This window comes from Streptomyces sp. NPDC046727, from assembly GCF_040645635.1.
Taxonomy (GTDB): domain Bacteria; phylum Actinomycetota; class Actinomycetes; order Streptomycetales; family Streptomycetaceae; genus Streptomyces.
This window is the reverse complement of sequence record NZ_JBEYYR010000014.1, coordinates 21258-36171: the sequence shown is the minus strand read 5'-3', so window position 1 is coordinate 36171 and position 14914 is coordinate 21258. Positions and strand designations below refer to the sequence as shown.

The window sequence follows — 14914 nt, the reverse complement described above, 5'->3', positions numbered from 1 at the left end:
GCAGCCACAGGAGAAGGGGGGTCCTGTGGCCACTGTCGGCGCTCAGAGGGCGCCTGCCGTGGATGGCAGGTCCTGTTCGGCCCAGACGACCTTGCCGTCTGCTGCTGAGCGGGAACCCCACCTGCGCGACAGCCGGGCGACCACATATAGGCCGCGGCCATGCTCGTCGAGAGGGCGCGGATGGCGGGTGCGAGGCCGACCGGTGCTGGTGTCGGAGACCTCGCACGTGAGGACCCGGTGCTGGATGAGCCTCAGGCGACTCGGGCCGTCACCGTGACGGATCGCGTTGGTGACCAGTTCACTGACGATCGACTCCACGGGTGTTACCAGCGCCTCCAGAGCCCATTGCCTGAGCTGACGGGCCACCAGGTGCCGGGCCGTCGGGACGGTGACGAGTTCGTTCGACAGGTCCCACGAGGCGACCTGGGCGGGTTGCAGTGCGCGCGTCCGTGCAAGAAGCAAGGTGACGTCATCGGCCGGTGCCTGCGCCAGCAACGTCTCCATCGCCCGCGAGCACAAGTCCTCCAGCGAGGCACCGGGTTGCGCCAGGGCGGTGCCCAGGCGCTGCAGGCCGACGTCGATGTCCTCGCTGCGGGTTTCAACCAGGCCGTCGGAGTAGAAGGCGAGCACAGTCCCTTCGGGCAGTTCCAGTTCCACGGACTCGAAAGGCACCAGACCGAAACCCAGGCCGAGTGGGGCCCCGGCGGGCAGATCGGGGATGGTGACCCTGCCCTGTGCGTCGACGATCAGGGGTGGTGGATGCCCGGCCCGCGCCAGCGTGCAGCGTCGGGTGGTCGGGTCGTAGACGGCGTACAGACAGGTGGCGCCCACTACCGCGGGGACCGGATCGGAGACGTCGGCGTCCTCGTCGTTCAGTCGCCGGACCGTGTCGTCGAGGTGCGCCAGCAACTCGTCCGGGGGCAGGTCGAGGTCCGCGAGCGTGCGCACGGCCGTGCGCAGCCTGCCCATGGTCGCCGCGGCATTGATGCCGTGGCCCATCACATCGCCGACGACAAGTGCCACCCGGGCGCCGGACAGCTCGATCACGTCGAACCAGTCGCCCCCCACGCCGTGGTCCATGTCTGCCGGTACATAGCGCGAGGCGACCTCGACAGCAGCACCGCCCTGCACCCGGTGCGGGAGCAGGTCGCGTTGCAGGGTGAGGGCGGCGGCGCGCTCGCGCGCGTACTGGAGCGCGTTGTCCAGGCAGAGCGCGGCCCGGGTGACCAGCTCCTCGGCGAGGAGCAGGTCGTCCTCCTGGAACGGCGTCTGTTCCTCGGAGCGGCCGAACAGTGCCAGTCCCAGCACGCAGCGCCGCGCACGGATGGGTACGACCATGAGCGAGTGGATTCCGCTGTCGCGTACCTTCTGCGTCCGCACCGGGTCGTGCTCGACCCAGGGGCCGGCACAGGCGTCCAGCACCGGTTCCAGGTGCGACCGGCCCGTGCGCATGGCGGCGGCGAACGACGAGTCCGGGTGGGGGTGGACCACTTCTTCGCGCACCCACGGCAATTCCGGGATATTCGGGTCGATAGAGGCCAGACCGGCACGGCGCAGCAGCGGCGGGCGGCCACTCGTCGTGCCGGTCCGCGCCGACGGCTCGACGCCGAACGGAACAGAGTCCACGAGATCGACAAGGGCGTGGTCGGCCAGCAAGGGCACGGTGAGTTCTGCCAGTTCCTGCGCGGTCTGCATCACATCGAGGGTGCTCCCGATGTGCGTGCCGGCCTCGCTGAGGATGGCGAGGCGCTCGCGCGCCCGCCGGTTTCCGGTGACGTCCACGATCATGGAGCACACGCCCAGTGGCGTGCCGTCCGCACCCTGGAGACAAAAGAACGAGGCGGAGAACGCGTGCTCACGGGGCCGGTCCGCCGGCGGCCACGCACGGTACTCGTGCACCGTGGTCGTGCCGCTCTCCAGCACCTGCCGCATCACGACCTCGAGTGCTTCGGCCTCGACGGCGGGCAGTGAGTCCTTCAGACCGCGTCCGAAGCGTCGGTGACGAGGAACGCCGTCGTGCCGCTCCATGGCGTCGTTCACCCAGACACAGCGCAGCTGCGGGTCATAAACGACGATGCCGATCGGGGCGCGGGCAAGGAGCGATTCCCGCACCGGTCCCCCGGTCGCGCCCGAGGGCAGGGAACCGATGTCCGTCACGGACACCAGCCACTGGATGCCGGCCTGCCCCTGCAGCAGCGAGACCCGCAACGTCATCCTGAGTGTGTGCCCGTCGCGGTGGCGTATCGCCGCGGTGCCGGACCAGCCACCTCGCGCACGGCACTGCTCGGCGAACGCCGAAGCCCGCCGGGCGTCCTCGGGAGGCGGCAGCACGTGCGCGGCGGACCGGCCCACCACCTCCCCGGCCGCATAGCCGACGAGTTGCTGAGCGGCGTAAGTCCACCCCACGACGATGCCCTCGGCATCGATCATCGCTATCGCGGCATCGGGCGACTCAGGAAGGTTCACCGGCTCGGCGAGGAGGGTGTGGTCGGTGTTGGTCATCGCGGTCCGTCCCATCGGTGCGGAAGTAGGAGCGTCGGCACTGTGGCCCGGCGGCCCTGTGTGCAGCCGCGGCGAACGGCGATGTCCCAGTAAGCGGCACACGGTGCGGCATGTGGCCTAGTGGAGCATATGTCCAGTTCTGATTAAATAGTCAGATGTAACCGCTTGGACGTCAAGGCCCTCAAACATGATCGAACAATCAGAAATGTGGGTTGCAGCTCATGGCGCCACGCGGCTTTACAGGTGAACGGGCAGGTGGCGGGGTCCGCGGAGCACGGCGTTCTGCCGAGTACGGCGGTGGGTCCATGCCGCTGCCGAGCGGATGACGAAGTTGGTGAACCGGTCGAGCCCGGCGATGCCGGTCGGCGGGATGGGCGCCGATTGGTGGGCTCATTCGGCGCGGCAGCCAGGAACAGCTCGCCCGAGGCTCAGACCAGTCATCCACTTACTGATCATTTCAGAATGAGGTTCGGAGTCGCCTCAAGCAGATGATGCTGCAGGCGAGTTGGAGCAGTCCGAGGTGGAGATCGGCTCGTATCTCATAGCGGATCCGCAGGCGTTTGAACTGGTGGAGCCAGGCGAAGGTGCGCTCGACGACCCACCTGGTCCTGCCCAGGCCGGATCCGTGGGCGGTGCCTTTGCAGGCGATCTTCGGTGTGATGCCGCGAGCGCGGAGGAGCCGACGGTACTTGTCGTAGTCGTAGCCACGGTCGGCGAAGGTGTGCCCCCACGCCACCGGTGGTGGCAGAGCTGCCGCCACCGCGACCACTGCTGACTGCCCCGACCGCCACCGGCCCGCACCAGCGATCACACCGGCAGCCACCGCCTCCATGCCTGATTGCCGGTGCCGAGACCGCCACCGTGGTGGTCACTCCGCTGCAGCGAATGTCCGAGATCGCCCCGGCCGGTGCGTTGCGCGCGCCGCGTAACGCCGGGATCACCGCCGCGGCAGCGCCAAGTGTGCGAAGTCGGCGCTCGCTGCGGTCGGTCCGGCTTCGCCGATCAGTGCTGGACGTGCGGACGTGCGTGGAACAGGGGGCGCCGCTCGGTGGGCGCGCCGGCGGCCAGATGTCCGATCTCGACGCGTGTCCTGATAGCGCGGACCACCTCGGTCAGGCCGACAACGATGGCCATGACGCCCACTACCAGGGTGAGTGTCGAGATCGAGGCGAACGGCATGACGATCATCACGATGCCGGCCATGGTGCCGATGATGCCGAAGGCCACGTGCCAGCCACGCGCCGGCATGGTCTGATCGGAGGCCGCCGCGACCGTCTCCAGGGTGCCTCGCATCAGCCAGCTGAAGCCGATCCACAGGGCGAGCAGAAAGAGCGACTCGAGGGGGCCCCGGAAGCAGATCAGTCCCAGCAGGACGGAGGCCGCGCCGGTGACGAAGTGCAGCACGCGGAGATGCCGGGGGACGTGGGTGCCGAAGGCGGCGGCGAGCTGGAAGACACCGGTGGCCAGCAGGTAGACGCCGAAGAGCACGCCGACGACGCGGAGGGTCTCGCCCGGCCAGACCAGGGCGATGACGCCCAGGGCGATGGTGGCGAGGCCCATGGTGAGCAGGATCTGCCAGCCCATGTTCGCCAGGGCGGCCATGCCTTCGGTCAGGCGACCCTCTTGTGGTTCGGTGCCGCGTGGGGCAACGGGGCTGGGGGAATCGGAGGGAGATGCCATGGCGCCGGCCTCCTTCTGGGCGCAGCGTGGTCACGTCCGTACATGTCCATCGTCACCCGATCAGCCTCATGTTGCTCGGTGGAGAGAGCCGGGGTCCGTGGTTCTCCCGGCCCTGTCTGCAGTCGGCGCACGTTCCGCAGCCCCAGGAGCCGTACACGATCACAGGGTCTCCGGGCGCGAACCCGGTGACACCCGCCCCCAGCCGTTGCACCCGTCCCGCGTTCTCATGGCCGAGCGGGAAGGGCAGATTTCGTGAAGCCGGGTAGCGGTGCGGGTGCTTCAGTCGCGGATGCCGTCGATGTCGACCAGGACGTGTCGCGGACCGCGGAAGATCTGGTTGTGCCGGTACGGCGGCGGGTCCTCGACGAGCCGGGGGTTCTGCACCCGGCGGACGAACTCGCCGACCGCGACCTGGACCTCGAGCCGCGCGAGCGGAGCGCCGAAGCAGAAGTGGATGCCCTGACTGAATCCGAGGTGCTGGTTGTCGGGGCGCTCGAGGTCGAGTTCGTCGGGGTCGGTAAACCGTTCCGCGTCGCGGTTCGCCGAGCCGTACGCCAGGAAGATCGGAGCCCCCTTCGGGATCGTGGTGCCGGCGATGTCGATGTCTTCCACGGCGGAGCGGGTGTGCCAGAACTGCACCGACGACTCGAAGCGCAACAACTCCTCCACCCCGGGAACGATCAGCTCGGGCCGGCGCCGCAGCTTCTCGAGCGCGTCGGGGTGGCGCAGCAGGGTGAGGACGCTGTGGGCGATGAGATTGACCGTGGTTTCGTGTCCCGCGAAGATCAGGAGCAGGGCGTTGCTCGCGAGCACGCCCTTGGACATCCGTCCCTCCGGGCCGTCCTCGTTCACCAGTGCCGAGAGCATGCCCGGGCCGGGCTGCCGGGCGTACCGGTCGAGCAGCTCGGCTGCGAACTGCCCGAAGTCTCGCACGGCCTGTTGACCCCCGGCCTGCCGGCTTCGGATCTCTTCGGAGGTGGCCTCGGGTCCGAAGTCCAAAGCGTCCAGGGCGGTCTCTATCCAGTGGTGGAAGCGTGGCTCGTCCTCCAGCGGCACGCCCAGGACATTGCAGATCACCGTCACCGGCAGGGGGTAGGCGAAGTCATCGACGGCATCGATCCGCGTCTTGCCCTTCATGTCGTCCAGGAGGCCGCCGACGATGCGGCGGATCTCGGGCTCCAGGTCGGAGATCAGATGGGGCGCATGGGGCGGCCCGACGAAGTGCGGCATCATCATCCGTCGATCCCGATCGTGCTCGGGCGGATCGCTGGTGATGATGTTCGGCTCGGTCAGCACCTCTCTGATCGGCTCGGCCGCCGGCTCCGCCGAGCCTTCCGCCTGGGCCGCGGCCGGGACGGGACACTTCCGTGGATCCGAACTGACCCGGGGGTCATGCAGCAGCGCGACGATCTCACGGTAGGTGCTGACGACATAGGTTCCGTCCGGCTGCCGCGCCACCGGTGTCTTGCGCAGTTCCTCGTAGAACGGGTACGGGTTGGCACGGTTGGTGTAGCGGAGGGCCTGCTGCCAGGGGGTTTCCTCGACCACGAGGCTCCCCTCCTTATTCCTGTCGATGATGTCCGCCTACAGACTTGGCCCGACGCGCGTCAGTGGTGGCGCGGCCGGAACTCGGCCGTCCGCTCGCTTGGGGCGTGTCCGGTCAGGACGACGTCGGGGACCGCCGTCGGGACCCGTGGGTCCGGGAACTCGGCCGGTATGGGCTTCGTGTCGGGCGGCTGGTCCCAGCCCGGCGGCGGAGGCGGGAACGGACCTGACTGCTCGATCAACTTCCCGTAGTACTCCAGCCACTTGCCGTGATCGAAGGTGACGGCGGCGACGATGCGGCCTCGGTGACCGTAGGCGGCGGCGAAACGGCGCTCCTCGACGGACCCCTGGGTGAAGACGATCTCGTCACCGAAAGGCGGCACCCCGACGGACTTGATGTTCACGCCGAACTGACCGGACCAGAAGCCGGGCAGCAGCAGATGCGGCCGATAGTTGGGCTCGAGGTTCACCATGTTGTGCGCCGCAACCTCGGCGCCGAAAACAGCGTTGTCCCAATGCTCCATCGCCAGAAACTGGTACTCGTACAGCACATGCGGCGCACGAGCCACGTCCCCCGCCACGTAGATGCTGTCGGTGACCACACCGTTGATGTCGAAGGCACGACCACCGGCATCGCACCCGACACCCCAGAAACCGGCAGCCAGCCCCGAGCCCTCCAGCCATTCCACGTTGCGGATCGACCCCAGCGACGCCACCACCACATCGGCGTCGACGGTGGCTCCGTCCGACAGATGCGCACGCCGCACGTGCCCGCCGGAGTCGCCCTCCAATGACGACACGCCCAGCCCACAGCGCAGGTCCACGCCGTGATCACGCTGCATCTGCGCGGCGATCTCCCCGATCACCCCGCCCAGCGCACCGACCAACGGCGCCGAACCCCGCTCGACGACGGTCACCGGGACGTCGAGCTCTCGGCAGACAGAGGCCACTTCCGAGCCGATGAACCCGGCGCCGATGACCAGAACCCGCGACGGCGGCTCGGCCAGCGCCTTCTGCAGCTGGGCGGCGTCATCGCGCGAGCGAATCGTGTGGACGCCGTCCAAGGCCGCCTCCTCCGGGTTCGGCCACTGCCGCGCCCGGGTACCCGTGGCGATCAGCAACCGGTCGTACGGGACCTGCTCACCGTCGGCCAGGCGCACCTGCTTGGTGGCCCGGTCCAGGCCGGTGGCGGCCACCCCGAGCCGCCAGTCCGCATCCACTTCTCGCATGCGGGGCAGCTTGGTGTGATCGGCCGGCACCCAGCCCTTGAGCACCTGCTTGGAGAGCGGCGGACGATCGTAGGGCTCGTACGGCTCATCCCCGATGATGGTCAAAGAACCGGTGAAGCCCTCTTCCCGCAGGGTCTCCGCAGCCCGCAGCCCGGCCAGAGAGGCACCCACGATGACGATCCGGCCGCTGGCCCGGAACTCGCGCACCAGCTCCGCGACCGTTGCCCGCAGGGTCATGACGCCGCACTCCCCTCGGCGCCGTCCACGCGGTCGATCGCGATCGCCCGCACCGGGCACGCCGCAGCCGCTCGCTCGACCTGCAGGCGCCGCTCGTCATCGGGGTTCGGCTCATAGGTGAGCGCCTCCTGACCGTTCAACCTGAAGACCTCGTGCGCCAGATACACGCACTGTGCGTATCCCTGGCACCGATTCAGGTCCACGACGATCCGCATGGGCAGACTCCTTCCGTTCTGCCGGCCCAGCTGGAACTCACCCGTCGCCCCCGGCCGACGCCACCGGCTGAGCAGCCGCATTTTCGATCTTCTTCGACGCGGTGCTGCTTTCGCGGTGACGCTCGCTCACGGGGACCGTCACCGTCCGAAGGTCTCGGACACGTCAGATGGCGTCGGCATCAAGGTCTGCCCCGGCCGTTCCGCCCTAGAAAAATGGTCGTCCTGCCCTTGGACGATCGCAAACCCGCCGTTGCGGAAGGTCTTCGAAGGCCGCATCACCAGCGCCGAGGCGATGGTCTACTGGTCGATGGCCCTGCTCATGACACCTTTCCTCGCCTGGCCGGGCCCTGGGCGAGGCTGCTCCTCGTCACCGGCGCGCTCGGCCTGCCCCTCATCCAGGTCGACGGACTCGCGCTGAGCATGCGCGCCTTCGGCGGCGATCTCCTCTTCGTCCAGGCCGGCGCGACCACCTCCTCGCGCGTGCGCGTCAGTCACCCCGGTCACCTTCGTCACTTCGACTTTTCCATACGGCGTATGGTAACAATGGAAGGGCGATTCCATACATCGTATGGAACTGCTCGCTCGGACCACGTCAGGTGCCACACATCGCCTGGCTGAACCGCTGTCGGCGCAGATCACGCCAACCGGAAGGAAAAGATCATGAAGAAGCTCACGAAGCGCATCGCCCTCACTGTCTCCTCCGTGGCGGTCGCCGGGGTCGCCGTCCTCGGTGCCGGGGGCACCGCTTCGGCCGCGCCCCTTGCGTCCACGCACGTCCAGCGCCCGACCGGAGGGGGCGTGGCCGCTGACCACAGCTGGGACCACGGTGTCGGCTACCTGCTCGAGCAGGGCTACTCCTGTGACGAGATCCGCGGCTGGCACCAGGACCACCACCACACCGGCTCGTCCCGGCACGACTGCGACGGTCTCACCTACCGCGATGGTCACTTCTACCGCTGGGAGGGCGAGGGACGCGGCTGGAAGTCGGACAGGTCGTACCGCCACGACGACAACCGCCTCGAGCACGACGGCCGGGGCAGGGAACACCACTACCTGAGCCGCGACGACCGGTGAGAGGGGTACCGGCCGAGGCCGTGGGACCGGGCCGTTCCCCTCGGTCCGATCCCTGCCGACGGCACAGACACGCCCGGCGGTCGGGGGCCGGCGTCCTCGACCACCGGCTGAGTGAGTGCCGCGCCACTCATCGCGCGGTACGCCGGTGCCGTCCGGCGCCCGCGTCCTGCCGTACCGCCTCCGCCCGCGCTGCCTCTTTGCCACAGGGCCGGGCGTGAGGCGCCGCCGAGCCACGCACGGGAGCGGAAATCGATGAAGAAGTCTTTGAAGACTGTGGAACGGCGGGTCGCCGTGCAGCTGGTCGCCTCGCGGGACTACTCGGTGCCCCTGTGCGTACGTCTGCGGTATGAGCCCACCGATCCCTATGTCGTCCGTGCCGTCTTCTTCGTCGACTGTGACGAGCCGGTCGAATGGGTTCTGGGGCGGGATCTTCTGGCTGATGGCCTGACGGGTTCCGCAGGCTGCGCGGACGTCCGGATCTGGTCGGCCGTCGGGCGTGGTGACCGGTGGATGTACATCGCCCTCGTGTCTTCCGCGGGCACCGCCTTGCTCGAGGTCCCCGTCCGGGACATCACGTCCTTCCTTCAGGACACGGAGGCTCTGGTGCCACGGGGTACCGAGTCCGGATACATCGACTGGGACGCCGAACTGGCGCACCTGCGCTCGCAAGACTGACCGCCGACCGTCCACACCCTGAAGAAGAGGAACGAGTGTCCATGCCCCAGTACCAGCTCCGTGTCTACACCCTGCGCAGCCCCGACGCGCTCACCGCCTACGAGAAGATCTGGGGCCGGCACATTCCCGGTATGGCCAAGCACCGGATCACCACACACGGCGTCTGGACGGTGCCCGCGGCGCCCGGAAGCGAGACTTTCCGGCTCTATGCCCTCGTTTCCTACAAGGACGCCGACGACGTGCGGGAGCGGCTGGAGGCGTACCTGGCGAGTCCTGAATTCCGCGCGGACATGGAGGGCTTCGACATCAGCCAGATCGTCGGCCTCGACGAGACCCTGCTGACGCCCACCGTGGAGTCACCCTTGCGCTGACGGTCGGCCTGCGACGACTGATGCGGCCGGTCCGTATCCCGAGTGGCGGCCGCGCGGGATGTGGTCACTGCAGCCAGAGCGCTCTCGGGCGCGGTGAACGGCTCGACGGACAGCGATCACGATGGCCATGAGATCGGGCGCCCGCCCAGCCGCAGCGCACCGCGCCGGGTCGGTGCGGTCGTTGCGTACGCAGAGGAAGCACAGGCTCAACGGGGGTGCGGGGCGCCGGGAGTTCAGATGGTCACCTGCTCTCCACGGATCAGCCGGGGCGGCGGATGGCCGCAGTCGAGCATCTCAGCCTGCGGGCCCTGATCGGGGATGTCGACGAGGACGGCGGTGATGAAGTGCTCGCCGGCGTCGTGCACGGTATCAGCGGCCTCCTCCAGGTTCCGGCAGACGCTCTCTTCGACGGCGGTGACGAGCTCGGGCGGGCACGTCGCTCCCGTACACAGGTAATGCAGACCACCAGAGCCGACAGCACGGCCAGGGCGATGAGCCGCGCCACGTGGTTGGTCGTGGTCAGCCCGCCGTGGAAGACCGAGATGATCACCAGGGCTGCCTGTGCCGGAGCCCGACCGGAGCGGTCAGCCGGGGACCGGCGAAGGAGGCGGTCGGAGTCGGCGCGATGACCAGCAGCGGGCCCAGATGAACACTGGCGCCTATGCCGATGTCCGTCACGGTGATGACCACGATCAGTGCGAGCGCGATCAGCAGCAGCCCGCGCCCGGCGCGCTGCTCCAGGACGCGATCATCCGATATCCCTCGCGCACCCATACGCCCTTTTTATGCCGTCGTTGGCCGTGCGTGCTCCGCGCGCGATGCGCTGTCGGGGTCGCCACGGCTCGCGGACTGGCCGGCAGCGGCGTCGCTCTCCTCGCGCCGCCCGAAACGAGCGAGCCTGCCGGCCGCCTCCGACCGAGCCCGGAGCGCAGGAAAGTCGGACCGGCGTCGCGGGAAACGATCTCTTCCGGCACCTGCGTAAGGTCTGACCCGCCCATCCCGCCCCCTCCCCGCACGGAAGCGGCCTTCTCCGGAGATGGGGTGCCCCATGACCTCCTGCGCGCAGCAACCTGAGCTCGCCGGCCACGGACGAGCCCCAGGCCGTAGCGATTCGGGGCCACGGCCTCAACGGGGGTCGACGTCCTGGCCGTCACGACCGGCGGTGAGCCGGCTTTCCAGGCCCGCGATCAGCGTGTCCATCACCAGACGGAACATGCGGTCCGGATCAGGGCCTTCAGGACCTGCTTCCCTGAGACCAGGGCCAGCATCCGTGGGCCCGCCGTCGCCGACATCAGGGCCGGGGGGCTTGAGGCTCGCCCACTGCCGGAGCGAGCCGTTGAGTTCACTGCTGAGGACACCGACGACGACGGAGACCATGAGAGCGGCGATCTCCGGGACCTCCGACGGGGACACCCCGGCAGCGGCCACGATCGCGGTGAGCGCGGTCCAGAACGGGTCGTCGGGTTGGATGAAGTCCGGCTGGTGGCTGAACGAGTAGGCCATCAGCTCGGGGTGACGGTGCGCCAGGGTCCGAAAGTCCATGGCGAGCAGGCGGATGCGCTCCTGCCAGGGAGCGTCCTCCAGTGTCACGGTGCGGAACTGGGCGCCGACCATTCTCGCCACGCCGCGCAGCACGGCTTCCTTGTTCGGCACGTGGTGGTACAGCGACATCGGATTCGCGTCGAGCACGGTGGCGAGTTTGCGCATGGTGAGCGCCTCGACGCCGTCCTCGTCGATGAGCCGCAGGGCGGCGGCATAGATCCCGGCCTCGGTCAGAGGCACGTCCCTCTTCCTCGTTCCCCGCGGGGGACGCCTCACCTTCTTTTCCATACCACGTACGGTACCAGTTTCATACGCCGTACGGAAATGAACTCGATCACAGCACCCTCCGCACGACCCGGGCTTGCGTGGGGTTTCCATACGCCGTACGGTACTAGTTCCATACGGCGTATGTTTCCGTGATGCAGCGCGGCACCGACCAGCGCGCCCTTGCCCATCCCCCCTTCACGCACAGGAGCAAGCCATGACCACGCATTCCGCGAACGACCTTCGTCCCATCCGGTCCCCGCGTGGGATCCCGCTGCTCGGCCACACGCCGCAGATCCCCGACACCAACCCGTTCGGGTACTTCGCCGAACTGTCCAAGCAGTTCCCCGAGGGCATCTACGGCATGGACATCGCCGGTATCGAGCAGGTCTTCGTCTATGACCCGGACCTGGTGGCCGAGGTCAGCGACGAGACGCGGTTCTTCAAGCAGATCGACAAGACGCCGCTGGCCCATGTCCGGGACTACTTGCACGCGGGCCTGTTCACCGCGCACCAGCACGAAGAGGAATGGGGCAGGGCGCACCGGATCCTGCTGCCGGCCTTCAGCCAGCGGGCCATGAGGGGCTACTTCGGGCAGATGCTGGAGATCGCCCAGAACCTGGCGGGCAAGTGGGAGGCCAGGGAGGGGAAGCCGGTCAAGATCACCGACGACTACACCCGGCTGACGCTGGACACCATCGCCCTGTCGGGGTTCGGCTACCGGTTCAAGTCCTTCGACGAGGAGGAGCTGCACCCGTTCCTGAACGCGCTGCTGGAGGCGCTGATCGAGTCGCTGCGGCGCTCGCAGGAGCTGCCGATGATGACCAAGCTGCGCAAGGCGGACGACCGGAAGTACCGCGCGAACATCCGGCTGATGCAGGACCTGGTCGAGAGCGTGATCAAGGAGCGCCGCGAGGGGAAGGGCGGCGGTGATGAGGACCTGCTGGGTCTGATGCTTGAGGCCACCGACCCGGAGACCGGCAAGCCGCTGACCGACGACAACGTCCGCGACCAGGTGCTGACGTTCCTGATCGCCGGCCACGAGACCACCAGCGGCCTGCTGTCGTTCGCCACCTACTCGCTGATGCGCAACCCGCACATCCTGGCCCAGGCCTACGCCGAGGTGGACCGGCTGATGCCCGGCGACACCGTCCCGGGCTACGACACGATCATGCAGATGGACGTCATCCCGCGGATCCTGGACGAGACCCTGCGCCTGTGGGCCCCCATCCCTTTGATCGGCAAGGCCCCGCTTGAGGACACCGTCATCGGCGGCCGCTACCAGCTCAAGAAGGGCACGCGGGTCAACATCCTCGAAGAACCGCTGCACACCCACCCCAAGGCATGGGACCGTCCCGACGAGTTCGACATCGACCGTTGGCTGCCGGAGAACCGCGCCAAGCAGCACCCGCACGCCTACAAGCCGTTCGGCAACGGCGTGCGTGCCTGCATCGGCCGGCAGTTCGCGCTCACCGAGGCCCGCCTGGTCCTGGCGCTGGTGCTGCAGAAGTTCAAGTTCTCCGACACGGCCGACTACAAGATGGACGTCAAGGAGGCGCTGACGCGCAAGCCCGGCGACTTCGAACTGGTCGTGCGCCGCCGCAAGGAGCACGAGCGGAACGTCTTCGGTGCCGTGGACCTGAAGACGGACGACACCCAGGCCCAGGCCGCGGTCAGCGGTGTGGGTGTGAACCTGACGGTGGCGTACGGCTCCAGCCTGGGTTCGTGCGAGGACCTGGCCCGCACCATCGCCGACCGCGGCGAGCGCTCCGGCTTCGGCACCACGCTGGTGAGCCTGGACGAGCTGGGCGACAACCTGCCCACCGAGGGCCTCCTTGCCGTCGTCGCCGCCAGCTACAACGGCAAGGCGCCCGACAACGCCCAGCGCTTCGACGACCTGCTCGCCGCCGGCCTGCCCGAGGGCTCGCTGAAGGACGTGCGGTTCGCGCTGCTGGGCGCCGGCAACACCCAGTGGGTGGCCACCTACCAGGCCTTCCCCAAGCGGATCGAGGAAGGTCTGCTGGCCGCCGGCGCCACCCCCGTCGTCGAGCGCGGTATCGCGGACGCCGCCGGTGACTTCGACGGCATGGCCACGCGGTGGATGGACACCCTGTGGGCCACCCTTGCCGAGGAGTACGCCGCCGACACCTCCCAGGCGAGCGGCCCCCGTTACCAGGTCCAGCTGCTCACCGAGTCCGACGTGCGCCCCGCCATCGTCTCCGAGCAGGCGTACCCGCTCACCGTGGTCGCCAACGAGGAACTGGTGGCCGACGCGACCGGCCTGTGGGACTTCCAGATCGAGCCGCCGCGCCCGTCCGCGAAGTCCATCACCTTCGAGCTGCCCGAGGGCGTCACCTACGCCACCGGCAACCACCTGGCCGTCTTCGCCAAGAACGAACTCGCCCTGGTGGAGCGCGCCCTGAGGCGGCTCGGCGTCGACTACGACCAGGTGCTCCGGCTCGACCAGCCGGCCGGTGGCCGCACGCATCTGCCGGTCGGCACCCCGGTCACCGCCGGCATCCTGCTCACCGAGTTCCTGGAGCTGCAGGACGTGGCCACCCGGTCCCAGATCCAGACGCTCGCCGAGTACACCCAGTGCCCGTGGACCCGGCCGCAGCTCCAGGCGTACACCGCCGAAACGGAGGAGGCCGAGGAGCGCTACCAGAAGGAAATCCTCGGCAAGCGCATCTCGGTGCTGGGCCTGCTGGAGCGCTTCCCGGCCGTCGAACTGCCGCTCGCGGTGTTCCTGGAGATGATGGGCCCCATCCGCCCGCGCTTCTACTCCATCTCCTCCGCCCCGTCGGCCAACCCGCGCCATGTGCGCCTGACCGTCGGCCTGCTGGAAGGCCCGGCCCTGTCCGGCGACGGCCAGTACCGCGGCACCTGCTCCGCCTACATCGCCGGCCTCGAGCCCGGGGACGTCGTGTACGGCTACGTCCGCGTGCCCTCCCCGACGTTCGCCCCGCCCGCCGACCCCGCCACGCCGCTGATCCTCATCGGCCCCGGCACCGGCATCGCGCCGCTGCGCGGCTTCCTGGAGGAGCGGGCGACACAGCACGCGAACGGCTCCCAGGTGGGCGTGTCGCAGGTGTTCGTCGGCTGCCGCCACCCGGAACACGATTACTTCTACCGCCAGGAGATGCAGGACTGGGAGCAGGCCGGCATCGCGCAGGTGCACGCCGCCTTCTCCGCGGTGACCGGCCACCCGGCCCGGTTCGTGCAGAACGCCATCGCCCACGCCGCCGACACGGTGTGGCAGGCCATCGAGGACGGCGCGTATATCTACGTCTGCGGTGACGGCCGCCGTATGGCACCCGCCGTCCGCGAGGCACTCGCCGCCATCCACCGCGAGCGGACCGGCAGCGACGACGAGACCGCCCAGCAGTGGCTCGCCCAGCTCGAAGCGGACGAGCGCTACCAGCAGGACGTCTTCGCCTGACCGTCGCACGCCGTCAAGGCGCGCCGACCCCCAGCCGCCGGGAGGCGTGCGGGCGTCCTGCCTCCCCGCACGTCTCCCGGCCCCACCAGCCATTCAGACACTCCATGGCACCCATGGCCCGAACCACCGGGCCGTGCCGCT

At 68.8% G+C, this 14914-nt stretch carries 13 protein-coding genes and 2 pseudogenes; 4 read left to right on the top strand and 11 right to left on the bottom strand.

What is annotated here, in order from left to right:
• Window positions 1-42: 42 nt before the first annotated feature.
• The 8 genes and pseudogenes from ABZ937_RS19235 to ABZ937_RS19200 all read right to left on the bottom strand — a co-directional run bounded on the left by ABZ937_RS19235 (window position 43) and on the right by ABZ937_RS19200 (window position 7903).
• Window positions 43-2502 (bottom strand): SpoIIE family protein phosphatase, encoded by a 2460-nt coding sequence (locus tag ABZ937_RS19235; RefSeq protein WP_361693278.1) that lies wholly within the window; start codon window positions 2500-2502, stop codon window positions 43-45.
• A gap of 457 nt (window positions 2503-2959) precedes the next feature.
• A pseudogene (locus ABZ937_RS19230) lies at window positions 2960-3220 on the bottom strand (transposase); the annotation flags it as partial.
• 284 nt (window positions 3221-3504) lie between these two features.
• Window positions 3505-4182 (bottom strand): HdeD family acid-resistance protein, encoded by a 678-nt coding sequence (locus tag ABZ937_RS19225; RefSeq protein WP_361693276.1) that lies wholly within the window; start codon window positions 4180-4182, stop codon window positions 3505-3507.
• A 97-nt stretch (window positions 4183-4279) separates the two neighbouring features.
• Window positions 4280-4447, bottom strand: a pseudogene (locus tag ABZ937_RS19220) (alcohol dehydrogenase catalytic domain-containing protein); the annotation flags it as partial.
• 14 nt (window positions 4448-4461) lie between these two features.
• Entirely contained in the window at window positions 4462-5730 is a 1269-nt protein-coding gene (locus ABZ937_RS19215; protein ID WP_361693274.1) for a cytochrome P450, read from the bottom strand.
• Between the two features lie 59 nt (window positions 5731-5789).
• Window positions 5790-7193, bottom strand: a complete 1404-nt coding sequence (locus ABZ937_RS19210) for an FAD-dependent oxidoreductase (RefSeq protein ID WP_361693272.1) — start codon at window positions 7191-7193, stop codon at window positions 5790-5792.
• Window positions 7190-7408: a ferredoxin gene (locus tag ABZ937_RS19205; RefSeq protein WP_361693270.1), complete on the bottom strand. Its 219-nt coding sequence runs from the start codon at window positions 7406-7408 to the stop codon at window positions 7190-7192. The genes ABZ937_RS19210 and ABZ937_RS19205 overlap by 4 nt, the downstream gene beginning before the upstream one ends.
• Before the next feature lie 297 nt (window positions 7409-7705).
• Window positions 7706-7903 carry a hypothetical protein gene (locus ABZ937_RS19200; protein ID WP_361693268.1) on the bottom strand — a complete coding sequence of 66 codons (198 nt, stop codon included), beginning with the start codon at window positions 7901-7903 and terminating at the stop codon, window positions 7706-7708.
• Window positions 7904-8068: 165 nt separating this feature from the next.
• On the opposite strand from ABZ937_RS19200, the gene ABZ937_RS19195 reads away from it, so the two are divergent.
• From ABZ937_RS19195 to ABZ937_RS19185, 3 genes are all read left to right on the top strand, one after another.
• Window positions 8069-8482: a hypothetical protein gene (locus ABZ937_RS19195; RefSeq protein WP_361693266.1), complete on the top strand. Its 414-nt coding sequence runs from the start codon at window positions 8069-8071 to the stop codon at window positions 8480-8482.
• Window positions 8483-8755: 273 nt separating this feature from the next.
• On the top strand, window positions 8756-9157 hold the full coding sequence (locus ABZ937_RS19190) for an SsgA family sporulation/cell division regulator (protein ID WP_361693533.1): 402 nt from the start codon (window positions 8756-8758) through the stop codon (window positions 9155-9157).
• A 41-nt stretch (window positions 9158-9198) separates the two neighbouring features.
• The gene (locus tag ABZ937_RS19185) at window positions 9199-9528 is read left to right on the top strand and encodes an NIPSNAP family protein (protein WP_361693264.1); all 330 of its coding nucleotides are present in this window, start codon (window positions 9199-9201) and stop codon (window positions 9526-9528) included.
• 233 nt (window positions 9529-9761) lie between these two features.
• Here the strand turns inward: ABZ937_RS19185 and ABZ937_RS19180 are convergent, their stop codons facing one another.
• The 3 genes from ABZ937_RS19180 to ABZ937_RS19170 form a co-directional block, all read right to left on the bottom strand.
• Complete coding sequence (locus ABZ937_RS19180; RefSeq protein WP_361693531.1) at window positions 9762-9980, bottom strand: SpoIIE family protein phosphatase; 219 nt, start codon at window positions 9978-9980, stop codon at window positions 9762-9764.
• A gap of 94 nt (window positions 9981-10074) precedes the next feature.
• Complete coding sequence (locus ABZ937_RS19175) at window positions 10075-10302, bottom strand: hypothetical protein (protein WP_361693262.1); 228 nt, start codon at window positions 10300-10302, stop codon at window positions 10075-10077.
• 351 nt (window positions 10303-10653) lie between these two features.
• Window positions 10654-11310, bottom strand: coding sequence for a TetR family transcriptional regulator (locus ABZ937_RS19170; RefSeq protein ID WP_361693260.1), 657 nt, complete (start codon window positions 11308-11310; stop codon window positions 10654-10656).
• A 241-nt stretch (window positions 11311-11551) separates the two neighbouring features.
• Between ABZ937_RS19170 and ABZ937_RS19165 the strand changes: the two genes are divergently transcribed.
• The gene (locus ABZ937_RS19165) at window positions 11552-14773 is read left to right on the top strand and encodes a cytochrome P450 (protein WP_361693258.1); all 3222 of its coding nucleotides are present in this window, start codon (window positions 11552-11554) and stop codon (window positions 14771-14773) included.
• Window positions 14774-14914 lie beyond the last annotated feature (141 nt).